The organism is Bradyrhizobium sp. ISRA442 (assembly GCF_038085055.1).
GTDB lineage: Bacteria > Pseudomonadota > Alphaproteobacteria > Rhizobiales > Xanthobacteraceae > Bradyrhizobium.
In genome coordinates, this window is sequence record NZ_JALGCN010000006.1 from 16,913 (window position 1) to 39,925 (window position 23,013).

Annotated in this window: 20 protein-coding genes and 1 pseudogene; 2 read left to right on the forward strand and 19 right to left on the reverse strand. The window is 57.1% G+C overall.

Features of this window, described 5'->3' with window-relative positions; translation table 11 throughout:
• Positions 1-24: 24 nt before the first annotated feature.
• The 19 genes and pseudogenes from MTR72_RS14720 to MTR72_RS14810 all read right to left on the reverse strand — a co-directional run bounded on the left by MTR72_RS14720 (position 25) and on the right by MTR72_RS14810 (position 20,170).
• Complete coding sequence (locus MTR72_RS14720) at positions 25-1,752, reverse strand: PHA/PHB synthase family protein (protein WP_280969073.1); 1,728 nt, start codon at positions 1,750-1,752, stop codon at positions 25-27.
• A 130-nt stretch (positions 1,753-1,882) separates the two neighbouring features.
• Positions 1,883-2,125 carry a helix-turn-helix domain-containing protein gene (locus MTR72_RS14725; protein ID WP_280969072.1) on the reverse strand — a complete coding sequence of 81 codons (243 nt, stop codon included), beginning with the start codon at positions 2,123-2,125 and terminating at the stop codon, positions 1,883-1,885.
• A 58-nt stretch (positions 2,126-2,183) separates the two neighbouring features.
• Positions 2,184-3,146, reverse strand: coding sequence for a VOC family protein (locus MTR72_RS14730; RefSeq protein ID WP_280969071.1), 963 nt, complete (start codon positions 3,144-3,146; stop codon positions 2,184-2,186).
• A 21-nt stretch (positions 3,147-3,167) separates the two neighbouring features.
• On the reverse strand, positions 3,168-4,034 hold the full coding sequence (locus MTR72_RS14735) for a fumarylacetoacetate hydrolase family protein (protein WP_280969070.1): 867 nt from the start codon (positions 4,032-4,034) through the stop codon (positions 3,168-3,170).
• A 30-nt stretch (positions 4,035-4,064) separates the two neighbouring features.
• Positions 4,065-5,063, reverse strand: a complete 999-nt coding sequence (locus tag MTR72_RS14740) for a branched-chain amino acid ABC transporter permease (RefSeq protein WP_280969069.1) — start codon at positions 5,061-5,063, stop codon at positions 4,065-4,067.
• 92 nt (positions 5,064-5,155) lie between these two features.
• Positions 5,156-6,022: a branched-chain amino acid ABC transporter permease gene (locus MTR72_RS14745; RefSeq protein WP_280969068.1), complete on the reverse strand. Its 867-nt coding sequence runs from the start codon at positions 6,020-6,022 to the stop codon at positions 5,156-5,158.
• Between the two features lie 7 nt (positions 6,023-6,029).
• On the reverse strand, positions 6,030-6,734 hold the full coding sequence (locus tag MTR72_RS14750) for an ABC transporter ATP-binding protein (RefSeq protein ID WP_280969067.1): 705 nt from the start codon (positions 6,732-6,734) through the stop codon (positions 6,030-6,032).
• A complete protein-coding gene (locus MTR72_RS14755) occupies positions 6,731-7,444 on the reverse strand; it encodes an ABC transporter ATP-binding protein (protein WP_445819580.1) in 714 nt (237 codons plus the stop codon). Before MTR72_RS14755 ends, MTR72_RS14750 begins: the two co-directional genes overlap by 4 nt.
• Positions 7,445-7,468: 24 nt before the next feature.
• Positions 7,469-8,806 (reverse strand): ABC transporter substrate-binding protein, encoded by a 1,338-nt coding sequence (locus MTR72_RS14760; protein WP_280969066.1) that lies wholly within the window; start codon positions 8,804-8,806, stop codon positions 7,469-7,471.
• 170 nt (positions 8,807-8,976) lie between these two features.
• Positions 8,977-10,779 (reverse strand): FAD-dependent oxidoreductase, encoded by a 1,803-nt coding sequence (locus MTR72_RS14765; protein WP_280969065.1) that lies wholly within the window; start codon positions 10,777-10,779, stop codon positions 8,977-8,979.
• Positions 10,780-11,919: 1,140 nt separating this feature from the next.
• Positions 11,920-12,506 (reverse strand): annotated as a pseudogene (locus MTR72_RS14770) (IS66 family transposase zinc-finger binding domain-containing protein); the annotation flags it as partial.
• A gap of 176 nt (positions 12,507-12,682) precedes the next feature.
• Positions 12,683-13,123, reverse strand: a complete 441-nt coding sequence (locus MTR72_RS14775; protein WP_280969064.1) for a nuclear transport factor 2 family protein — start codon at positions 13,121-13,123, stop codon at positions 12,683-12,685.
• A gap of 223 nt (positions 13,124-13,346) precedes the next feature.
• Entirely contained in the window at positions 13,347-14,285 is a 939-nt protein-coding gene (locus MTR72_RS14780; protein ID WP_280969063.1) for a SphA family protein, read from the reverse strand.
• A gap of 748 nt (positions 14,286-15,033) precedes the next feature.
• Complete coding sequence (locus tag MTR72_RS14785; RefSeq protein WP_341510441.1) at positions 15,034-15,537, reverse strand: MarR family winged helix-turn-helix transcriptional regulator; 504 nt, start codon at positions 15,535-15,537, stop codon at positions 15,034-15,036.
• Positions 15,538-15,697: 160 nt separating this feature from the next.
• A complete protein-coding gene (locus MTR72_RS14790; RefSeq protein WP_341510442.1) occupies positions 15,698-16,171 on the reverse strand; it encodes a hypothetical protein in 474 nt (157 codons plus the stop codon).
• Positions 16,172-16,340: 169 nt separating this feature from the next.
• Positions 16,341-16,688, reverse strand: a complete 348-nt coding sequence (locus tag MTR72_RS14795; protein ID WP_341510443.1) for a hypothetical protein — start codon at positions 16,686-16,688, stop codon at positions 16,341-16,343.
• A gap of 806 nt (positions 16,689-17,494) precedes the next feature.
• The gene (locus MTR72_RS14800) at positions 17,495-17,806 is read right to left on the reverse strand and encodes a hypothetical protein (protein WP_280969059.1); all 312 of its coding nucleotides are present in this window, start codon (positions 17,804-17,806) and stop codon (positions 17,495-17,497) included.
• 44 nt (positions 17,807-17,850) lie between these two features.
• Entirely contained in the window at positions 17,851-19,017 is a 1,167-nt protein-coding gene (locus tag MTR72_RS14805) for a Rieske 2Fe-2S domain-containing protein (RefSeq protein WP_280969058.1), read from the reverse strand.
• A gap of 178 nt (positions 19,018-19,195) precedes the next feature.
• A complete protein-coding gene (locus MTR72_RS14810; protein ID WP_341510444.1) occupies positions 19,196-20,170 on the reverse strand; it encodes a LysR family transcriptional regulator in 975 nt (324 codons plus the stop codon).
• A gap of 267 nt (positions 20,171-20,437) precedes the next feature.
• On the opposite strand from MTR72_RS14810, the gene MTR72_RS14815 reads away from it, so the two are divergent.
• Both MTR72_RS14815 and MTR72_RS14820 read left to right on the forward strand, forming a co-directional pair.
• A complete protein-coding gene (locus tag MTR72_RS14815; protein WP_280969056.1) occupies positions 20,438-21,793 on the forward strand; it encodes an MFS transporter in 1,356 nt (451 codons plus the stop codon).
• A gap of 42 nt (positions 21,794-21,835) precedes the next feature.
• A complete protein-coding gene (locus MTR72_RS14820; RefSeq protein WP_341510445.1) occupies positions 21,836-22,804 on the forward strand; it encodes a PDR/VanB family oxidoreductase in 969 nt (322 codons plus the stop codon).
• Positions 22,805-23,013 lie beyond the last annotated feature (209 nt).

The window sequence follows — 23,013 nt, forward strand, 5'->3', positions numbered from 1 at the left end:
ATCCGCTGCATCATCGAGAACGGCTCATTCTGTTTCTACTCGGACGTAACGGCCCGGCGCTGGCTCGATTGGCCGAAATCTCGCATTTCCGAATTCCGTCGGAGCCGGCTTGGTGCCGGACCATTGCTTTTTCAGCCATTGGTCCCAATCGGGCCACCAACTGCCAGACCTCTCTTCCGCGTTGGACAGCCATGCCTCGGCTGTCGGCGAGAGCTCTTCATTGACCCAATAGTTGCGCTTGTTGCGTGAAGGGGGATTGATCACCCCGGCAACATGACCGCTTGCCGCCAGCACGAAGCGAGTACGCTTGCCGACTGTCCGCGATGTCGCGTAAGCCGTGCGCCAGGGAACGATGTGGTCTTCGCGAGCGGCGAGCAGATAGGTCGGGACCGCGATGCGCGACAAATCGATACGGACACCACATTGCGTGGTCCTGTTCGGACTTTTGATGTTGTTCTCAAGATACGTATTGCGGATGTACCAGCAGTACATCGGCCCTGGAAGATTTACCGAATCAGAATTCCAGTAGAGTAGATCGAAGGCATCTGGGGTCGCTCCCTTCAAATAGTTATTCACCACATACGACCAAATAAGGTCATTGGCCCTTAACATTGAAAAGACAAGACCGAGCTCCTTGCCGGGCAGCAATCCGCCTTTGCCAATCTTAGCTTCGCATGCCAACACATATGGCTCATCTAATAAGAGGCCCAGATCTCCGGTATCGTCGAAATCAAGCATCGTTGTCAGCAACGTCAGGCTTGCAAGCTTCTCCTCTCCTTGCGCGGCGAGCACCGCCGCAGCGCATCCAAGTATAGTCCCCCCAACACAGAATCCGAGGGCATGAGCCTTCGGACTTCCGGCGATTTCGACCACAACATTGAGGGCTTGAAGCACGCCGAGTTCGACGTAGTCATCCCACGTTAGATGCCCGAGCGCCGAATCCGGATTGCGCCAGGAAATCAGGAACACCGAGTGCCCCTGCCCGAGCAGATAACGAACGAACGAGTTATCCTCAGTGAGGTCAAAAATATAGAACTTGTTGATGCAAGGCGGCACGATCAGGATCGGCACACTGCCGACGGCTTCTGTCGCGGGTGCGTATTGGATAAGTTGGATGAGCTCGTTCTCGAACACGACGTAACCAGGAGTGACCGCGAGATTCCCTCCGACTGTGAATGAACCCTCGTCGGTCGTCGTAATATGACCTTTCTGAATATCCTCGATCAGATTCTTGACGCCATTCATCAGGCTTTCGCCACGGGAGCGTACAGCCTCCCGGATAACCTCGGGATTGGTCGCAGCAAAATTGCTCGGACTGATAGCTTCCGCATAAAGGCGAGCATAGAACCGTAGCTTCATCCTCGTCCGCTGATCGACCGCCGCGTGTTCAACGAGTTCGTGCAGAGAATTTATTCCAACGAGATAGGTCTGCTTGAGCGTCTCAAAGTACGGGATCTCGCTCCACATAGCGTCCTTGAAGCGGGTGTCTGCCTTTCGCTCCGCTGCTGATGGTTTCACTTCGAGACCGAAGCTCGAGAGAACGATGCTTCTCCACATTTCCCACAGATGCTCCGCTGGCAGGAGATACCTTTTCTGTGCATCAGGGAACGGCAAGGCCCCCAAGGAAGGCGCGTCCCTTTCGCGTTGCGCGCTGCCTGAGCATGCTTGATCGAATCGATGGAGTATATCCTCTCCGGTCTCGAGGAAACTCTTGAGCACGCTGACAAGATTGAAGTCGCTTGAACTACGCATGGTGATCTTCTCCTCGCTCAGAGCGCAATCAACGACGCGACGGTCGCGCTAACCGCGTAAATGTTCGTATCGTCTGCCGGCCTGTCCAGTGATTGAACTTTTGAGGCCGACTTACGTAGCACTGCCCCGCTTACGAGGACTCTCCTTTCAAGCGAACTCCTGGGTTCGGGTTGCCAATGAACTCGATGCCAGCCTTTTCGAAAGCGTTCCGTATTTTTTCGATCGTCTCGAAGTGTGCGCCAATGGGGCCATCCTCGAGACCCTCGAGTCTGCGAACCGTGGAAATCGCAACTCCTGACTGCAGCGCGAGCTCATATTGCTGCCAGCCCAAGAGAGACCGCGCTGCCTTGATTTGACGTGTAATCACCAGCATTGGTCCTCCCGCCCGATCGAGAGCCAAGCATCTTCGCTCGCATTCTTGCACGCAGCGCTCACGGGGTCGCAGCCTCATAGTTGAGCGCGAAATCTGCTGGAGGGACCGGTCCCCAAACGTAGAACGCATCTTCGCCAGGGTGATCTTCCGCGTTCCAATCATAGTTAGCGGGAATGTAGTCGATATCGGATGAGTACTCCGAATAACTTCCCCACGGATCCCGAACGTAGTGAAAGTAATTCGATCCCAACACGTGGCGGCCGAGCCCCCATCCCGCCGAGAACCCTTTGTCGGCCATCTGCATGGCGCCCATGCCGATCTGATGGATGGACTCGACATCCCAGCTTAGGTGGTGCAATCCCGGACCAGTAGACTTGGCCAGGGCAATAAGATGATGGTCGCTACCGTGAATCCCGTGCATGAACGCGATCCCGTCGCCTGATCGATCCGACAGTCTCAAGCCGAGTACCGATCCATAAAACTGGATCGTGCGCGAAACGTCGGATGCGAAGATCAGGATATGCGCCAAGCGTCGCGGTCTGACTGGCGAGACTGTGGAACGTTTTGGGGCATTCTGCACGCCGACGAGACCTTGCTCGTTGAAGCAAGCGGGCTTCTCATTAGGGGAGGTCTTTTCCCCGACTCTGATCTCGATCAGAAGCCCATCTGGATCCCGAAACCAGATCCCATCGGATTCGAAGCCGGCCGGAGGATCGAGTTGGCGAACATTGTTTAACCTCAGACGTTCGCGAAACCTCGGAAGATCGTCGGCGAATGCACCAAAGGATAAATAAGAAAGCTTCTTCCGTGAGCCTTCGGTGACGATGCCCCAGCAGTGCGAAGCACCGTGAGTTCTCACCGCCAGACCGGCTCCTTCGGTGCGGACATCAAGACCAAATGACGAGTAGAAGCGCTCGGCATCCTTTAGCGCAGGAACAGTCAGACTGAAATGATCGATCGAATGGACTCCGAGTTCTCCGGCTCGCCGTGTTGGCTGGACATAACTTTTGATCTGGGTCATGTTTCCTCACTGCCGTATTTGCTACCGGCCGGCTTCCTCGGCGACGGGATTTCGCAATACGCCGATTTTTTCGATTTCGACTTCGCAGATGTCGCCTGGTTTCATCCACAACGGCGGCTTGCGCGCCACTCCGACGCCGGAAGGGGTTCCTGTGACAATCAAATCTCCCGGCTCCAGCGTCATCGCTTCGCTGATGATTGATATCTGGGTTGCGACGTCAAATACCATCGAGTCGATTGCTGCACTCTGAACGATCGCTCCATTGAGGCGCGTTTCCAGTTTTAGTCCTGAGCAACCGGGCGGCAGTTCGTCCGCAGTTACGAAAATGGGGCCGAATGCGCCAGTACTGTCGAAATTCTTACCGATCGTCCATTGCGGCGTTTTGTTTTGGTAGTCGCGGATCGACGCGTCATTGAATATCGAGTACCCGGCGACATAGTCGAGCGCCTCTCGCTGCGGGATATGACGGCCGTATCGGCCGATGATTGCAACAAGCTCTCCCTCGTAATCCAGTTGCTCCGAGGCAGATGGACGCACGATCGGGTCACCGTGGGCGATGAGACTCGAATTCACACGTGTGAATAAGGCTGGATAGTCCGGCTGATCGAAGCCGCTCTCGCTGGTATGGTCGAGATAGTTCAGCCCGACGCAAATGATCTTTCCTGGGTTTCCGATCGGCGGGAGGTGCCGGACCAACGACATGTCGATCGCAGGGCCATTGAGCAGTCGGTTAAAGCCCGCTGATAAGCACGCATGACCTGCTTCGATCAGCTTGTTGAGGTCGCCCGGATATTCAGGGTCGCCGGAGTAACGTCCGACAAATCTTCCGGCGCCGGCGTCCACAGCCAGGCCTCGCCGTCCATTCAAAGCAACTGACACGAAGCGCATCGTTTTGTCTCCGGTTTGTCTCGAGATCAATCACGTTAACCGTTGCAACACCCGCTGCGTCGGGAGCAAGCGCACCTGGTAACGTTGGGTAATCTCTCCCCATACGCCTCTCGGCATAAACAGCATGGTAAAGACGGCGAGTCCGCCGAGGATAACCAAATAGAGGCTGCCGAACTGCGACAGGTAGAAGGTGAGCGCCCACAGGATCAGAACGCCAAGTATCGGGCCCTCGATCGTACGCACCCCGCCGATCACCACGACGAAAATCACGTAGGCCGTCCAATCCGTGACGCTGAAGGCGGCATCAGGCGAGAGTCGCGCCTTCTGCAAATAAACAAGCGCTCCGACCATGCCGGTGGCAAACGCAATAGCAATCCAGAGAAAATAGCGGATGCGGCCGGTACGGACACCGACGCTGCGTGCTGCTGCGGCATTGTCTCGACTGGCCGCGAGCGCAAGCCCCATGGGAGAACGTACAAAGAAATAGATGCCTACCGTTATCCCGATGGCGAGTAGAAGAGCAGACCAATACATCAGCACGTCCCGTGCAGCTGCGGGGCGCAAGCCAAACAGGAATTGAACCGTCTTCAATCCGATCATCTGCGACAGTTCGTTCGGCGCGATCGAGATGCCGGTACCTCCTCCAAGGAGCTTAAACTGAGCACAGACAAGGCGGAGAGCCTCCGCCGCCACCCAGCTGCCGATTGCGAAGTACGGTCCTTCGAGACGAAACAGCAACGGCCCCAATATCGCGGCCAATACGGCTGCGATAGCCCCAGAGAGGATCACCGCGGTCAACGGATCCATTCCCACGATCAGGATCGCGCCAAACAATGAGTAAGCGCCCACACCGACAAATGCCTGCTGACCCACTGAAACCAATCCGCCCCAACCGGCCAACAAATTCCACAATTGCGCGAGCGAAAGTACTGTGAAGACGAAGATCAGATCCTGGATCAGATTTCGCGGTGCAATTGCTGGCAATGCGCAAAGCGCGACCAGGAGGACGACAGCAAGGATTGCGGCCATCGTAGATTGCCGAGTGCCGACCTGAACACGCCACACAGGAGAACAAGTCATAGTCCCTTCGGACATAGCTGGAGCTTGAACGCTTGCAAGAGTCATTGCCGCCTCGACGGAAAAAGTCCCCGCGGGCGCATTACCAGAACCGCGAGGAACGCCAAATGCCCTGCCAGAATCTGCCATTCCGGATTGATGCGTGCCCCGATAGCCTGTGCAAGGCCGAGTACAATGCCGCCCGCGAGCGTACCCCATAGACTGCCAAGACCGCCGATGATGACCGACTCAAACGCATATAGAAGTCGTGCTGGACCGATCGACGGATCGAAATTCGCGCGGATACCAAAGGTCACGGCGGCGATGACGGAAATCGACAAGGATAAGCCGACGGCGACGGCGTATACCGTACGCTCGTCAATGCCCATTAGTTGAGCGACTATTGGATTGTCGGCGGTCGCACGAAACGCTCGGCCAAGCGACGTGCGATAGAAGATCAATTCCAAGAGCGCGACCGCGGCAATTGCGCTGAAGAGAGCTGTGAGTGGCGCGAGACCGATATTCAGGTCCGGCCCCAAAGCAATCGAAGCGGATTCGAACGCGCCTCCCTGAAGCCGATGGCTATCAGCGCCGTAGGCGAGCAGCAGCCCATTCTGAATGATTATGGAGAGACCGAACGAGACCAGCAGCGGCGGAAGTATATCGTCCCCGAGCACGCGCTCCAGCACAAGGCGCTGCAGAAGGAAGCCAACAGCGAACATTACGATAATGATGAGAGAAGCGGCTAAGATCAAAGGCAAACCGAGCGCATTGGTTAGGGCCAGCATGAGATAGGCGGCAAGTACAATCAGATCGCCGTGGGCGAGGTTTACCAGTCGCATGATTCCGAACATCAACGACAATCCAAGCGCAAACAGTGCATAGACGCCGCCGAGGAGTACGCCTTCGATGATCGTCTCAATGCCGTTCATCTTCACCTCACATCCCGAAGTAGGCTGCCCGGATCGCGTCGTTGTCTGTTTGGGATGATCGGCCTTGTAGCGTCACCCGACCCTCTTGTAGGCAGTAGAACCGGTCCGTAGAACGTAGGGCGCGGGCGACGTCCTGCTCAACCACCACAACTGCGGTGCCGCTTTCGCGAATCTTCGGCAGCATTCGGTAGATATGCTCGACGACTATGGGAGCGAGCCCAAGGCTGATCTCGTCGCATAACAGAACGGACGGATTTGACATTAGCGCGCGGCCTATTGCGACCATCTGCTGCTGGCCGCCGGAGAGAACGGTCACGGCACTGCGGCGGCGTTCGTGCAAGACTGGAAACATCTTGTAGACTGCTTCCACATTCCAGGGGGTCGTCCGCTCGCCGCCATAGGCCCCGATCAGTAAATTCTCTTCGACGGAGAGCGAGGGAAACAGATGCCGCCCCTCTGGTACCAACGCGAGCCCAAGTCTGACGACACTGGCTGCAGAGCTGTCGCCGATGGCGCGGCCGACGAAATGGATGGTATCGGGACGGTTGCGCACCAGACCAGCCATTGATTTCAACAACGTCGACTTGCCTGCGCCATTGGCCCCGATCACCGCAACAGCTTCGCCCTTACGCACTTCAAAATCGACACCGAACAGCGCCTGAAAATCGCCGTAAAATGCATCGAGCGCTGCGGCTGTGACGAGCGCGCTCATGCAGGTACTCCCATATAAATGGCGTGAACCTCTCGAGAGCGCATCACCTCAGATGGATGGCCAAGCGCGACAATTTTACCGAAGTTCAGCACGACGAGGCGCTGCACTACGGCAACTAGTGCATGGACCACGTGCTCGATCCAAATGATGGTGACACCTTGTTGATGGATTGTGCGTATCGTCTCGACCAGCTCGTGACACTCGGCGTCCGTGAGGCCGCCACCAATTTCATCCAGTAACAACACGCGCGGGTGCGTGGCGAGCGCCCGAGCCAACTCCAATCGCTTGCGATCGAGGAGCGGCAAGGCACCGGCCAAACGATTTGCCTTGCCTTCGAGGCCCGTTAGGACAAGGATCCGCCCACAATGCTGAACGGCCGCGGCTTCAGGCATGTTGGCGCCGAACAATGCGGCGACCGAAAGATTCTCAAACACCGAGAGATGGTCGAAAGGCTGTGGGATCTGGAACGATCGTCCGATGCCGACGCGACAGCGATCCTGGGGCGAAAGATGTGTAATCTCGTTACCGTCGAGAATAATGCGACCTGAATCCGGCCGCACCATTCCGGTGACGAGGTTAAATAGGGTCGACTTGCCCGCGCCGTTGGGACCGATCACGCCCAGCGCGTCGCCCTCGGAGATTCGCAAATCGATGTTATCGGCGACCACGATTGCCCCGAACCGTTTGGAGACGGTGTTGAGTTCAAGCATGAATATTCCCGAACGAGCCGGCTCTCAGCTAAGAGCTTGCATTTCGCCACCGAGCGGTATCTGAGACGCGTGTCTGTTCTCGGTAATGACCATGTCGTACTTATCGCCCTTAAGGCGCCACTGGCCACCGACCAGTGGTGTCTTGGCGATGTTCTTGGCAGCGAACGACGGCACTCTGTCGGATCCGAACTCGATCCGACCAACGATCGTATCGAGCTTAGTCGCGCCGATCGCTTTTGAAATCGCTGCGCCGTCGCCCGAATCATCGGATCTCTTGATCGCGTCTACGGCTACCTCAAAAAGCGAGTGCACGAAGCCTATGAACTGGGTCCACTGCTTGCCCGAAGCCTGTTCGTAGCCTCTCGCAAGCTCTGCCGCGCTTGTGCCGTTCAAGCTGGATTTGTAGGGGTGCGTTGGCGTCCACCAAACTTCGGTAGAGATGTTGTTGCCACTCTTACCCAGTGCCTGTACCGCAGTCGGGAACAGGAGCGCCTTAGCGACGGATACGACCTTCGGTTTGAAGCTCTTTTGACGCGCCTGGTTCCAGAAGGTGGTGAAATCCGGTGGGATAATTACGCCGGTGACGATTTCCACGTCTGCATTGCGAAAAGCCGCAATCTGTGAACTGAAATCATCCGTGAGATTCTGAAAGCGACCGGAATCGGTGAACTTGTACCCCTGTTTGGCGAGCACCGGCGGGAAACCGATCTTTGGGTCACCCCATGCATTGCCGTCGGCATCATTCGGAAAGAGCGCCCCCACCATCTTGTTCGTCGAGACTTGGCTCCACATCCCCGTAAATACGTCGATGACGTCCTCGAGGCCCCAGAAGTAGTGATACGTGTAGTCGAACGGCTTCCAGCTCTTCGGGTCTGCTGGATTCGCCTGGCGACCAATGAAATTGGTCTGCCAAGGCGCGAGGCTTGAGATGCAGGGGATCTGCTCTAGCTCGCATTGCGTCGCAACGGGGTTTACGGTTTCTGGCGTAGCCCCGACCACCATGAGAGAAACGTCGTCACGGGTTATCAACTCTTTGGCCATTTCCGCAGCGCGGTTTGGATTAGACTGGCTATCCTTGACGACGATCTCGATTTGACGTGTTTGTGAGCCGACCTTGATGCCGTCCTTGAGCGACTTTCGGAATTCTGTAAGTACGAACTCATCGGCTTCCGCAAATCCGGCTAATGGTCCACTCTTAGGTGAGACGTAGCCGATTTTGATGGGCTTTGCGGCTTGAACTGCTGAGCTGAACCCAGTCAATGTCCCGCCGATGGCTGTGCCGACAAGACCCTGCAAAACTCGGCGTCGATTCGGACGCGGTACTTTGCGTCCGTTTGCGGCATTTCCTCTGTCTTTGTTCATGATCGATCCTCCCTGTCGCCGCTGCGGCGGCGCCACATCTGTTGACACGTGTGAACGTCTTTCATCATGAAAATGGACTCCTGGACCGCAATTCGGCGGCTTAGGCATCTTGCCTCTGCCCTGATTTTCGAATGGCGTGGATGGATGATCCGTAGAGTCCTACCCTGTGCTCAAGCGATTCCGACGGCCTCTGGCCCATCAGTGACTTCTGTTCGCCGGCCGAGCACCCTCCCGAACACCTCGACCAGCACGTCAGACGCATTCGGAATCGCTTCTTTTGCCCGCCACGCCACGTACAGGTCGGGCCGGACCACGACGCAACCGTCTTCATCGACTTCACTCAATCGGTACCAGTCTGCATAGATATCGAGCGCATCGCACCCTGCGGGACCGATGCTGACCACATCGACTTCTAGTCCGTAAGCCGCTTCGACGGCGACCGCTGCATCCTTCCAGCACCCGCCGCCGATACCAGTTAGCAGCGTGAAGCGGCCCTTGCCTGCAAGGTCCAGTGTAGACTTCCGCTTGCCTCGCTGTTCGACCCACGCATGCGGAAGGTGTGCGCCCGGCCAAGTCGTGGGATGGTAGTGAAGTTCATGGTCGCGTAGGAATGGCGGCTCAGGCGAAGCATCTGATACTATGGCTGACGAAGCATAGCGCTGGTTCATCTCGACGCCGTGGCAATTGAACTCATAACTCTTGTTCGCAATCGCCTGGTAGATGCTGCGCCGTCGATTCTTGCCTTCTGGCGTCGGCGCCTTGCGCGCCTCTATAGTCTCTCGCGCCTTCAAGGGATCAGAAGATGATAGAAGACCGAGCGCCTCGAAAATCAGCCCTGTATCCCTGATGCTCTTATTGGCGCGCTTGACGACTTGCCTACCCACGGGCTGCCGCTCAGCGGAGTACGTATCGAGCAACGTGGGCGATGCCCGGTTCTCGAGCACTAGCTTCAGCTTCCAGCACAGATTGTAGGCGTCCTGGATCGAGGTATTGGAACCGAGCCCATTAGTCGGCGGATGGCGGTGCACAGCATCACCCATGCAGAAGACCCGTCCCGCCGCGTAGTTGCTGGCGTACATTTCGTTTACTGTCCAGGTCGAGGTCGAGCGAATGGTGACTTCCAAGCTCTCATCACCGACCAGGTTACGGACGATTTGCACTGCATCGTCCGTGCTGATCTTGGGGGCTCCTCGTTCCATGTCGTAACCCCAGATGAACAGCCATTCGTTCCAAGGACGTACCATGCGCACGACGCCAGCCCCGACGCCCATACGCGCTCCAGGCTGCAGGACCCAGTAAAGTACACTTGGACGGTGGGCTACGTACTTGGTCAAATCGACTTGAGCCACAATGTTCATGCTGCCAGAGAGTCCCATTTGACCCTCCATCGGCAAGCCGACAACTTCGGCGACACGACTACGCGCGCCGTCGGCGCCGATTAGATATTTGGCGCGGATCTGGTAGCTCTCGCCAGATAGCCGATCGGTGATCGTCGCCGTGACGTGATCGGAATTCTGGACCAGATCAACGAATTCACTATTGAATCTGATCGCAGTTCCGCGCTGGCCGGCAGCTTCCAGCAGAATAGGCTCGAGAAGATTTTGCGGCACATCACACATGCTGGTGGGACTCGCCAGCTCGTATTCGGCGCGGCGCGTCGGGTGGTTACCCCACGAATAGAGGCGGCCAAATTCCTCGCCGGCAAGGCTGTCGCAGAAAACATTGTTAGCCATTAAATTCTGTGGCGTTCCCTGAGCGATGACCTTCTGCTCGACGCCCAGCTCACGGAGGACCTCCATCGCTCGCTGATTAGTGATATGAGCGCGCGGCGTATCAGCCAGCCATCCGAATTTAGTCACGAGTAGGTGCTTTACGCCATACATGCCAAGCAACGCGGCTGAGGTCGCACCGGCCGGACCACTGCCGACTACGAGAACGTCAGTCTCGATCAAAGGTTTGCTTGAAGTGTTCATGTCGTCCTCTGTTTGGTGGCTTGGTCACCCTGCTTTCCGAGTCGCGGTGGGCCCTCACTCCGGCCCAATCGGTGACGGTACGAAAGATAATCGGCTCGGCACGCATCCATGATGTCGACACCAAGTTGGATCAGCCAGGCGTCCCGACGCGGCATCGTCCGAGCATGGTGAACTTCATTGCGCCTCGCGACGACTGACCGCATCAACGAGCATAGAGACGCCAGCGACATCTGAAAGCAGGACGACTCCCGCACCGACGCGCATCTCCATGTCCTCCCATTCAGGAAATCCGTGTCGAGCGGCACGGCCGTTCCCGAACCGAACACCGCGCTATTGTTGCGAGCAGTAAGCACACGTGGCCGAGCCTTGTTTCAGACGGCTCGAATGCGAGGGGCGCGCAGGCGCTATGGCCATGCCATCGATGCTCATGACGTTTTCTCCCAATTTCTTGTAGGTGGAAGTTAGCGACGGCTCCGACTTCCGGCCTGCACGAAATCAACTGGAAACTGCACGAAATTGAAAAAATCATATCCGATCGAGTCCCGGTCCCGATCTGTCTCCGCGTAGATCCGATTGCGGGCCGGGGTCACGCCTTGCAACGCTGCAACATTGGCGTCCGACGCTCTCGTGCTTGAAACCGCAGGCGAGTGCAATGTCCGCTATGGTTTTCGTTAGCATCGGGATCGCGCATCTTGGCATCCGCGCCTCTCTGATAGCGCACAGTTCAATATACCTGCTGTGCCCTTGAAAGGTAGGCGAGCATCTCCATCGAATGAGGGGTCACGCGTCGCTTCTAAAACTTGCGTGCGGGCCGCATCTAACCTACGATTTGGGTGCTCGAGAGCGATGAGCCGCTTTGGCGAGCGCAGCCGCAATCAGCTCGATACCAACTGAGCAACCGACAATTTACCCGTCATGGTGCCGCCGATTGCGTCGCGAGATGCTGGAGCACAGCATCTGTCTCGCCCAACAGGGCGAGCTCTGCCGCCTAGTAAACTTTGACTCGCAGCAGAGATCGAAGCTAAGGTCGAGGCTCGTCGAATTCACACGCCAAATTAGAGTCATCGCTCATTGGCGGTCCGCCCCAGCAACTGTTTGATTTCCAAACAGTTGATCGGCGATAGTCAAGCCGAATGACGTGCGGTTGAGCCGCTGATGCTGACCGAACTTCTCGAACATGATCATCACCAGGAGGCTCGGGCCAGCCTAACCGAGCGATGGCATGGAACGGGGCCGCCGCCTGGCTGATCTTCTCGCAGTCGCGGCAGGAGAACTTCTCCCGGAACGTCTCGATCACCTTCCAATGGCGCGGCACCACTTCCAGCGTCCGCGTCACGTCCTCGCGCGAAGGCGATTGCTGCCGCAGCATTCACACGCGGTCGGCCCGTCGATGACCACCCGGTCCCGGGGAGGTGGTCGGGGAAGGTCGGGCGCTCGGCGCGCTTGCGGATAACTTCCCGCACCCTCGCCGGTCTTGGCCGCGGCCTATTCCGCCGCCAGCTCGTCCTCGGTGGCGTCGGCTTCCAGCCCTTCGAGTGCCAATGCCAACTGCTCGATCAGCCGCGCCGAACGCTCCGACGGTTGCCCTTAGATCTGATGGTTTAACTTGGCGATCTGCAGCTTCTGCTGAGCCATCAGCGCTTCGTCTTCCGACGCTTTCGCGGGCGACCGCGAGCTCGGCAGCGATCTCCAAACTTCGCGCGCTCGACCGCGAGTGCCTCTTTCAAAGCGACAATGTCATCCGGATCACTTGCCGGAGCGATACGGTTCAGGACAGTCCGCTGAAGCTCGACTGATGCGGGAGCGCCTCGCGCCGAGGTCGCCGAAGTACCTTTCTGGTGATCGGCGGCCTCGCGCCGAGACCGCCGAAGTACCCATCTCGCGATCCTCAGTCCTCAAAACATTATTTGTTGGTCAACCAAGGATAGCGGGCGGTGTCCTCGTCGCCGTAGTCAGGGTCGAGATAGATGAACAGGCGCTGGATCTTGAAATCACGAATCTCGAACACATCACACCAGCGACCGGCATGGGTGAGGCCGGCGCGCCACTCGCGCCCGTTCGTGGTTCGGCCAGAGCTGGTGCCCTCCACCACGACAACGTCGCCCTGGTGGATATAATTGAAATTGGCATAGTCGTGCTTAACCGCCGCGATAATTTCCCCGACCGACGCGAACACATTCTTGACTGCCTGGACACCATCGACGACCCCAAACTTCGGGAAATATAACTGAGCGTCATCAGCGAAAAGTTCGAAGATGTCATCGCCCCGGTCGAGACGCTTGAGATACTCCAGCGCCACCGATTTACGTTGCTCGTCCGTCATCGTCTGCGTTGTTACCGCCATCACTACCTCCTGGTAAATTGAGAATACTACCTCAGCTGAATTCGCAACCCAGGCGCCGACTATTTCTACGCCTGCGGCACTTTCGATTTCCCAGCGTACGGAGCAAGGGACGTCGCTAACGTGCTGTATGCATCCTGATCGGCGTCTTGCGACCAACCTTCCCCGTTACGATCATGACATCTCAGTATTTGGGACGAATGTCGCGACGTTGCGGACTCGGAGATCATTTATGGATCAAAGGTCTCTTAGGTACGGGCGCTTCGTCTGGACCCCAAAGCCGAAAGCTGAGGGTTGCGAGCGCAGTGAATCCCTTCGCAATGCCAGATACGTCCACAGGGCCACCGGCAGTTGCTCCCGACGCGCGGGCGGAGACCTCTTGTGTCGCCCACACGCTAAAATTTGCGGGTCCGAAATTGTAGCCTACAAGGCCGCCGACCGACCATATGTCGTATCTGTTCGCGTTTTGAATCAAGTTGCCGTAGTAGGCGCTGGACTTGTCATTGCTGACTTGCCCGACATAGTAACCTACGGGTCCGAAGGTCCAGTTGCCTATGGTCTTGGTGGCCGTAAAGTCCGCGTGCAGGATGTTGCCCGTCCTATAACCAGTGATCCTATTTGCGGTATTGAATTCTCCGTAGATGGCTGCGGACAGGTTCCAACCATCCTTCAAATACGATACGATCGCTTCCGGCTGGAACGTCCAATACGGCTTTCCGATGTTTCCTGTGCCTCCAGGACCGGTAATTGTCCCATCAGGCACAAACATCCCGAGACCGGTCTTAACTTGAAAGCCAGTATCCGCGATCTTCCAGCTTAGTTCCGCCGGGACTATATATGTGTTGTACATCCCGGAAGCCTGTGCATTCAACGGACTGCCTGCGCTTTGCGTAACGAACGGCACTACTACAACCGCATCGTACGTAGCTCCCAGAACCGTCCATCCTGGCACGAACAGGAATCCCTGAACGTCGACCGCTGCCTGGAAGCCGGTTTTGTTTCCAATCACCCCGGTCACAGGTCCAACGATATTAGATTGGTATGTGAAAAATTGGTTGAACATGTAGATTCCTTCCGGAGGAACCCCTGCGCTTGCTCCAATAAAAATTCCACTCTTTTGTTGGCTGGGCGACGCTTCGTATCCGTTCGCGGCGCTCAAGCTCATCGAGATACTCGCAACTACAATCAGGGCCTTCCTAACTCTCATTTCCAGTCCCCCTTGTTAAGACTTCCAACCAGTACAGAGCTTAGCGCTCGAACCGCGCTCACTCGCTTGCTGGCGTCGTCGACGCGACATCGTCTGAAAGAGAGGTCGGGCCCGCGCCGCTACCTTCATGACTTCAGCTAAATGAAAGGACAACTTTGAAACGACCGCCGCGTTGTGATTTCGGCAGCGCGTGGCAACTAGGCATGTCTTATAGTTAGCTAACGCACTAAGAACGTTGGCTCGCACCGGTTGTTGAGAGGAATCGTTCGGCTACTGTGAGTACTGTGTCGAACCCGGTCCCTAGAGGAGTATGCACGCTGGGTTCGAGGCACTCGCTGATCGATCTTTCCCCAGCGACCGGACACGTCGATCGGGGGCGCTAGTGCCATGGCAGCGATACCGACACTAGCTTCACCGAATTGCCGCGGCCGGCTGCGAAGCCAGGGCGCGCTGAGAAAAACACGCTTACCTTCTAGCCATTGTCTCGGAGAGCGCACTCTGTCGAGGTAGCAGCAAGGGAGACAATCAGCGACCGCAACAAGCAACACGAGTGGCGTTGGCCGAAGGACTGGCCCACGTTCGCACACCCGACGATATTCCAGACGATAATCCGGGTAGCCAATCCTGCTGCCATGGGAGCATACTTTGCTATGCTGTCATGCATCAACCTGTCGTGTCAGCTCCCGCTTACTTCAACAAGCGCCACCTATTGCCGATCCCTCCGATCGCAATCACGTCTGTCAGTGACAGGCTCCTCGGCCTTCGTTTTTGCACACAAAGCCAACAAATTTTGCTTGATCGCCAGGAGCGCGCGCGAGGTGGCTTCCAGCTCTTCTTCATGTACGTCTCTCAGTACCGCGCCATCGAAAGTCTCAACATTCTTTCGAATCCCCTCCAACAATTGCAGTGCCTGTTTAGTCAAATAGACCCGGTTAACCCGGCGATCGGCCGGATCGATTTGTCGAATGACAAAGCCTGCCGCCTCAAGACGATCAATCAATGTTCCAAGGGCGACCTTTCCCAGATCGAGACCGTTGGCGAGTCGGGTCTGCGGCAAGCCATCGTTGCGCGCTATAAATTCAAGCACCCACCATTGCGAGCGCGTAATTCCAAGAGGTGCCAGGGCCCGGTCGAACATAAGCCGTCGCAGCCGGGAGACATCATGGATGAGGCTTCCGAGGCGGAAATCAAACTCCGATTGATCGACCATGGAGGAGCAGGATGGCCTGGAACGGCAATGACAGGATGTGCTACGAGCTTGCATTTCGGCCGACACCGCGGGCGTGAGGACCAATGATTTCGGTGAGATGTTCGGCGACTGCTGTGCGGTATCGAGTTTTCGTCATGAGCAATCGCGTTGCAGAGTTGTTCTAGTCGCCCGCCGGGTAGTATCGCAGCGATCGACCGATGATGTCGGCGGTTCGGCGGAACAATGTCCAAACACCTCGAGCCCGTCCGAATCGTTCGACGTTGCTTCCTTTGGTCGCGCAGCACCCTTCGTCGGGATGGAATAGCTTCTTTACAGAATCGTGCGGAACCAAAACGGGCTGTCGGGGTCGGTCGGCGTGCCAAACATTGACCAGAGCAGTTGCAAGCGGCTCGTTGAGGATCGTCACGCGCGGGTCGATGAACATCGGTTTGCCCTGGAGCCCGACCGGGAGCTCAGTACCACGCAGCATTCGCTTGTGCTCACCGAGATGAGGTGATTCCTGCACCTTCGTCTCGGTCGTTCCCTCACGCGAGGCGTGGTTGACCCTATCGATCGGCATGGAGACACCGCGCACGTCTGACGGCTGGACACACTTCTGGCGCGTGGCAGTACATTTCTGTATGGCGATGGTCACACGCGAGTGCTTGCCGAGGCGCCGCTGAATTCAACGTGAGATCAATGAATCGCACACCAGCATGCGCCAGAGCTGCGTACTCCGCCCGGCACTCAGCGAATTGTGCGTGCCGCTTAAGCAATGGTGGCTTCTTCGGCATCGGCGCTCAAGCTCTCCAAGTACTCCGGCCCTAAGTTGCGTTCTCGCTGTACGATGCGCCGTGCCTCCCAACCTTGGGCAGGCCCGTCTTGCGCCACGCCTCAGGCGTGACGAACGCAACGCGCCACTTCGGCGGCTCTTTGCAAAATCTGTTCGTGTACTCGTCGAGCGAGAGCACGCACCAATGACCGTCGCGGTAAGTCTTGTCACTTGGCGTGTCTTGTTCGAGCGCAACGCCCACGCCGATGCAAATCACACCCTGCTTCATGAAGCCGTTACACGATGCGCAAACGGCGCGATCATTGCGCCGCGCGGTCGCACTTCGAGGCTTCTCGCAGTACCAGCAGGTCTTGGCCTCTGCCTTGGCAACCCTAATCACGCTCGCTCTCCAACTTCGCGGTAAAGCAGCCCGATCGGTCCATCGGCCAGAACGTTCAAAGGTTCCTCTCCCTGTCGCGGGACCGCTCCATATAGTCCACGGCCATTTTTGGGAGAGAATAGACAACGAGCGCAACGTTCATCCTGCACGAAATATGTAAATTTCTGCACGAAATTGAAAAAACAGAGCAGCGGGGAGATCGATACGCCAGGAGGGCCCGGGAGCGACGCCGATAAAGCGCAGGCGCGAATGGAGACCTCCGCAAGACTGCGGGTCTCGTCCGCCAGCACATTGAAGGGAGCGACGAATACCAGGCACGTGCTGCGTCACTAGAATATGATTCATCGACTTGATTGTGAAGGCGGCCTTCTGGGACGTAGCGAGAGCTTGAATTCACGGCCACTGCTATGCGCACGATCTATTGCGAGCACGTGAATGACTCTAGATCATGGACGGATCGCAATTTCGTTGAGACTCGGACCCGAGGCGGGTCGCCTCCTTGGGCAGGCCTCAATCCCGCCGGCGCCTTCAGTGAGTTCTTCTTTGCTTCGAAAGCCCTTCTCTCGCTTCGGAGCCACTCGGACTGGGCGCATTTTTCACAGAGTCATTCCATCGAAATGCGTCACTTGAGGCCCAACGTGCTTTTGTCGTGCAACTCCGTGTCGCTCGAGATCGGCTTAGGAATGGAACGCCAAGAAACGAAGCGCCCGTCGTAAGAGCGCTCCGCATAATCGTCTGCGAATGGGCAGCGGCGTCCTTCAGGTGGGCACGTGCGCGTATCGCACCTGAAATGACGCCGAACTTTCTCAGTCCAGCACGGTTACTTTCCCGCCCGGATTTTCGGTGACTGCAAAGGTTGTGAAATATTCGATCTCCGGATACATGCCGTAACGTTCGAGGATCCCGTCGAGCCATGGGCCTTGGTAGAATGCCTTGGCGTCGGCGAGCGTCTCCCACTGGTAGACGCCGCCCGCGGTTCCGGTCTCGCTCCAGATGAACTGCTTGCGTATCAGTCCCTTCGCCTCCCCGAAACTCTTGGAAATCTTCTTGAAGTGCGCTTTGCAATCCTCGCGCCCAATGTGCGAGGGTAATCGGTAACGCACGATTGCTGTAATCATCATCTGCTCCGTTGTATCGTCGCGAGTGATTTGGTTGCCGCGCCTCAGAAACCAAGCTCCGGCGGTTCGCCCGAATACTCGTAGGCTTTAATCGGCCTACCTTGGGAGATCGCTTCCAGCTCGCGATCGAACAGACGCCGCATCCGAACGATGCAGACATCCGTGCGGCCGAGATGTTCAAGGCTACGATCCGCGATTGCTCCCTGGCCACCCTGGGCCACCGCGTCCTCGATCAATAGGAAGCGCGGATGATCGCGGAAATCCTCGAGAACCGCCCTGCCGTCAAGAATATCGTGGGCGATGTCCGATATCTTACGCGCCGATTTAATCCGCTCATCGTTAGCAGCACGCGCCTCTTCGAACGCAGCACGATCTTCTTCGGGTATGCGCACAAACTGCGTCATGAACAATATGTGGTTCTCGTCGTCCGTCGGCACGAGCGTCAGATAAGAGTCACGCCAACCGCCGAATGTCAGACCACTGAACGGTGGAATGATGATTCGCATCGTATTTGGAAATAGATATAGCGTCGAGCGGCGCTTGCCGTTGCCTACGCTGCTATATCGCACCATGCCAAATGGCATTTCTTCCGCGGATGTTTCTGGCACCTTGATCTCATCACGGCCAAGCATTTGATGCGAACCACTCGGACTGTGCACGAACGACAGATGCGCTTCGTCCGCTTGATTTTCGTAAGTCTGAAACCAATTACAGGGAAACTCTTCCACTATGTTGTCGATCACTCCCTCGCCTTCAAATTCTGGAAATGGCGGGAACGCTGGCGGTTCGCCGTCGCCAAAGTAGGCGTAAATCAACCCCATGTGCTCTCGTGTCGGGTAAGCGGCAACACGCACTCCCGATGCCGCCCCTGAAGGCGACTCCCCTGGTCGCTCCACGCATGCTCCGCTGCCGTCGAATGTCCAGCCATGATAGAAACAACGTATGCAATCACCACGCACCCAACCCGTCGACAATTGTGTGTTGCGATGCGCACAACGGTGGTCGACTACGAAAGCCCGACCGGACTCACCGCGATACAGAGTGAACTTTTCACCCATGATCAATATCGGTCGCGCCGTTCCGCGCGCCAGGCTCTTCGACATGTAAACGGGCTGCCAGAATTTGCGCAAGAAACGTCCACCGACCGTATCGGGTCCCGCGAGCGCGTAATCCATGCCCTTGCTTTTGAGCTGTGTCGTTCGTCCATCCATCGCCGTCCTCCTATTGCTGATCATATCCTCGCTATCAAGCGGGATCGATCGTGCCGCTGCTCGCAAAGTTATAGGAACCAGCACTGGCGTCGAATAGATCGAAATCGCTGCGATTTACGCAATGACTTATATTGTAACGGATATGAATTTGATTTCTCAGGAGAGGCGGAGTGCAAGCCTATTTACTTGTCGCGGGCCTCTTGCGCTTTTGAGCGCCCGGTCCCGGCGTTGGGTTCTGAGCCGTCGCCGTCTTCAGGCAATTTATGAAGAGGTTTTCGGCGCTCCCGCTTTTATTCGAGCGCAGTCTTGCTACACAGACGGCCCATGGCGACAATTCGTCTGCCACCGGAAGACAGCGCACCATATTAGTTTCGCGATCGAGCCACCGGGCCAGCGCTGTGGGAAGCGCTGTTAGCATTCCCGCATCACGTACCAACGAAAGGAAATAATGCAATTCGAGTGCTTCGACGAAAACCGGATTGCGGCTTTGCGAATGCATTAGCAAGTTGCGCTCGACCGCCCGCCGCGTGGATGTCTCAATCGGCATCAGAACCCAACGTTCTCGCGCAAGGTCAGCCCAGTCGAGCATTCGTCGACGCGTGAATGGATGACCCGGCGCCGCCACCACAACCACCTGCTCATTGTAGAGCACCTCGACCAACAGTTCCTCGTTACCAAATTGCCTTACGTCAAAATGGGTGACGATCAGATCGCATTTGCCGCTCGTCAGGTCCGCAATCAGCCCGTCGGCGAAGTTGCTGCGGATTCGGATTGTCAATTTTGGCGCCTGCTCTGTCGCGAGCTTGATCGCCTCCACGAGAGCCGTTGGCGAGAATGCACCCATCATTCCGACCGTCAGGGTACCGCCGACTCCCCGTGATAAAGCATCGAAATCCGATTCAGCGCGATCGAACTGCGCCATGATCTGCTGTGCGTGCCAGATTAGGGACTGCCCGACCGCTGTCGGCGTGATACGCCTGGTAGTGCGCTCGAACAACCTTGCGCCGAGGAGCTCTTCGATCTCGGTCAGACCACGAGAGATCGCCGACTGCGATGTATGTAGAGCATTTGCGCTACGGCTTACGCTCAACTCGCGCCCGACCGCCTCTATCAGCCGCAGATGCCGCACCGTCAACTTTTGTTTGAACTTCACGAGGGCCTCCTCTCACTCGGCAACACAGAACTTTAGCACGATGGCCAGACCTTACTATCCATATCGCGTTTGATATAAATCCTTGCGAGAATCTCAAAGTCACGGGCGTTCCCCTCTGGGCGACGGCTCTATAAGTTTCATGCTTGCCGAAGAGTCGCGGCAGCGCATGCGCTGCCAAGCGATATGCGCAGCGGCTGTTCAACTCGACACAATGTGTGGACGCACACGAGAATAGAAACGCAACACCAGACCTTCGGGGGTACGGCCATGGCGACTGCGGAAGTTGTCAACGTCTCGGCATTGATCGACCGAAAAGTGAGCGGCTATCAATGGTGGTTGTTCGCGATCTGCTTCCTGATTTCGCTGATCGACGGCCTCGACTCGCAGATCATGAGCGTGACAGGCCCGATGATCGCTCGCGGATTGAAGCTGTCGCCCGGCGCGTTAGGGCCACTTCTATCGGCATCGCAATGGGGGGCGCTGATCGGCGCTTTTGGGATCGGCTTCTTTTCCGATCGCTGGGGACGCCGGCGGATGTTGCTCGTTTGCGGCCTTCTGTTCAGTACGGCAACGCTCGCGACGGCGTGGGCGGAGAGCTTCAGCACTCTATTAACATTGCGCATCGTTACTGGCCTCGGCATCGGCGGTGCGGTGCCCTGCTATCTTGCACTGGCCGCTGAATACGCGCCCGAGCGCAATCGAGCGGGCGTCGTTGCTGTCGTCCTTGGCGCCGTTCCCTGCGGCGGCATTCTCGCTGGCCTGCTCGGTGCTGGGTTGCTCAGTAGTTTCGATTGGCAGACGGTCTACAAGGTCTGCGGCGCGCTCTCGCTTCTTATCAGTCTTTTGCTATATGCCTCGTTGCCGGAATCCCTTAGCTTCATGATTACTCGCGGTTTCGATGTCGACAAGATCCGTGCTGTTCTGCAGAAGCTCGCGCCGAACCGAGGCTATGAAGCGACAACTCGATTCGTGATCAACGAGGAGATTAAGCGTGACGCCCCGGTCCGGCATCTTTTTACGGAACGGCGCGCCCCGATGACAGGCCTGCTGTGGATTGCCTTCTTCATCAATTATCTTGTGCTAGTCGGAACTCTGGTGTGGACGCCCATGCTACTGAAGCAAGCTGGCATGTCGATCGCCGAGGGATCGCTTGCGCTGACATTCAACAATATCGGCGGCATCATCGGCATTGTCGTCGCCGGACAATTGTTCGATCGATTTCGCTCGTCGCTATTTTGGCTGCTGTCCGGAATGTTCCTGGGCGGAGCGCTGGCGACCGCGCTCATCGGCTATTCGGTACCGAGCTTCATCGAGGTCTGCATCATGTCGACGCTTGCCGGCCTGCTGATCCCGGCCGGGTTGAGCGGTCTTTACGGCGTATCGGCCCTTATCTATCCGACGTTCATGCGGTCCACAGGCATCGGTTGGAGTTCAGGTTTCGGCCGCGTCGGAAGCTCCATGGGCCCAGTGCTGGTCGGTTTGATGTTCGCCGCCGGCTGGTCCACGCCTCTAACGACACTCTCGCTGGGCCTGATCGCACTCGCCAATGTGGTTTGTGTATGGCTGATGAGCATTCTAATTAAGCGGCGGTCCGCCGCGGCAGCGGCCTCCCCAGCGGAGTAAAGCAACCTCGGTCATGGTCTAATAAGCTTAGGATCGACAGTCGTGACGGTAGCCGCGAATCCCATCGAAACCGTGATTGCTGAAGTCCGTCCGGAAGCGACCGACATTCTCTCCTTCGAACTTCGGCCGCGAGCGGGTACAATCTTGCCACCGTTCACGGCGGGTGCGCATGTGGAAGTTTATCTTCCCGATCTGCAGATCCGCAGCTATTCGCTGTTAAACGACCAGAATGAGCGCGACCGCTACGTCATCGCCGTACGCCGCGATGCAAACGGTCGAGGCGGTTCGCGCTATATGCACGATCGCCTGGGAAAGGGCGACGCGCTCACGATCAGCGCGCCGCGGAACCATTTTCCCTTGGTGGAAGACGCACATCATACTGTGTTCATCATTGGCGGGATCGGAGTCACACCGATCCTGTCAATGGTCCGGCGGCTGGAACAGATCGGCCGATCCTGGGAGATGCACTTCGGCGCGCGCAGCCCGGCTCACGCAGCCTTCTACGACTATCTAAGAGCGTTCAACTCGACAACGTCCAGCCGCGTCCGCTTTTATTTTGATGGAGGCGTCCGCGACGACATGCTTGATGTCGGCTCGCTGATCGCGCCGCTCCCTTCAGATACGCATCTCTATTGTTGCGGACCCTTAGGCATGATGGACGTGTTCCGCGGCGCGACCGCCGCGCGGCCGGCAAAAACCGTGCATTTCGAATACTTCGCTGGCGCCGCGGTCGGCGAGCCTTCCGGCGGCTTCGACGTCGAATTAGCGCAGTCTGGCAAGACGCTTACCGTGAGACCCGGGAAGACGATCCTTGAGGCCATGATCGAGGCCGGTTTGGACGCGCCCTATTCCTGCCGTGAGGGAGTTTGCGGCAGTTGCGAGACTCGTGTCCTGGCCGGCATACCCGACCATCGCGATCTTGTGCTAACTGCGTCCGAACGCGCACGCGGAGAAACCATGATGATATGCTGCTCGGGCAGTCTCAGCTCGAAGCTGGTTATCGATCTGTGATGTGCGAGTACAAACGCCTTTCGCGTTTTGTGCTATGTGTAGGGACGGCATCTTCATCCCATCGATTAAGACCGCGTCGATACGATGACGTGGCCACAATGTGCTCGCCTACAAGAACATCGCCGGTCCTGACGAGTTCAAGCCCATGCGATTCCAAGCTTTGATGGTGCGACGCTCGGTAGGAGAATGACACGCCCGCCGAGCTCGCG

What these genes read in the sequence shown, in the direction of transcription:
- MTR72_RS14720 (WP_280969073.1), bottom strand. Translation starts at nt 1,752, where the DNA reads ATGCGTAGTTCAAGCGACTTCAATCTTGTCAGCGTGCTCAAGAGTTTC.
- MTR72_RS14725 (WP_280969072.1), bottom strand. Translation starts at nt 2,125, where the DNA reads ATGCTGGTGATTACACGTCAAATCAAGGCAGCGCGGTCTCTCTTGGGC.
- MTR72_RS14730 (WP_280969071.1), bottom strand. Translation starts at nt 3,146, where the DNA reads ATGACCCAGATCAAAAGTTATGTCCAGCCAACACGGCGAGCCGGAGAA.
- MTR72_RS14735 (WP_280969070.1), bottom strand. Translation starts at nt 4,034, where the DNA reads ATGCGCTTCGTGTCAGTTGCTTTGAATGGACGGCGAGGCCTGGCTGTG.
- MTR72_RS14740 (WP_280969069.1), bottom strand. Translation starts at nt 5,063, where the DNA reads ATGGCCGCAATCCTTGCTGTCGTCCTCCTGGTCGCGCTTTGCGCATTG.
- MTR72_RS14745 (WP_280969068.1), bottom strand. Translation starts at nt 6,022, where the DNA reads ATGAACGGCATTGAGACGATCATCGAAGGCGTACTCCTCGGCGGCGTC.
- MTR72_RS14750 (WP_280969067.1), bottom strand. Translation starts at nt 6,734, where the DNA reads ATGAGCGCGCTCGTCACAGCCGCAGCGCTCGATGCATTTTACGGCGAT.
- MTR72_RS14755 (WP_445819580.1), bottom strand. Translation starts at nt 7,444, where the DNA reads ATGCTTGAACTCAACACCGTCTCCAAACGGTTCGGGGCAATCGTGGTC.
- MTR72_RS14760 (WP_280969066.1), bottom strand. Translation starts at nt 8,806, where the DNA reads ATGAACAAAGACAGAGGAAATGCCGCAAACGGACGCAAAGTACCGCGT.
- MTR72_RS14765 (WP_280969065.1), bottom strand. Translation starts at nt 10,779, where the DNA reads ATGAACACTTCAAGCAAACCTTTGATCGAGACTGACGTTCTCGTAGTC.
- MTR72_RS14775 (WP_280969064.1), bottom strand. Translation starts at nt 13,123, where the DNA reads ATGGCGGTAACAACGCAGACGATGACGGACGAGCAACGTAAATCGGTG.
- MTR72_RS14780 (WP_280969063.1), bottom strand. Translation starts at nt 14,285, where the DNA reads ATGAGCTTGAGCGCCGCGAACGGATACGAAGCGTCGCCCAGCCAACAA.
- MTR72_RS14785 (WP_341510441.1), bottom strand. Translation starts at nt 15,537, where the DNA reads ATGGTCGATCAATCGGAGTTTGATTTCCGCCTCGGAAGCCTCATCCAT.
- MTR72_RS14800 (WP_280969059.1), bottom strand. Translation starts at nt 17,806, where the DNA reads ATGATTACAGCAATCGTGCGTTACCGATTACCCTCGCACATTGGGCGC.
- MTR72_RS14805 (WP_280969058.1), bottom strand. Translation starts at nt 19,017, where the DNA reads ATGGATGGACGAACGACACAGCTCAAAAGCAAGGGCATGGATTACGCG.
- MTR72_RS14815 (WP_280969056.1), top strand. Translation starts at nt 20,438, where the DNA reads ATGGCGACTGCGGAAGTTGTCAACGTCTCGGCATTGATCGACCGAAAA.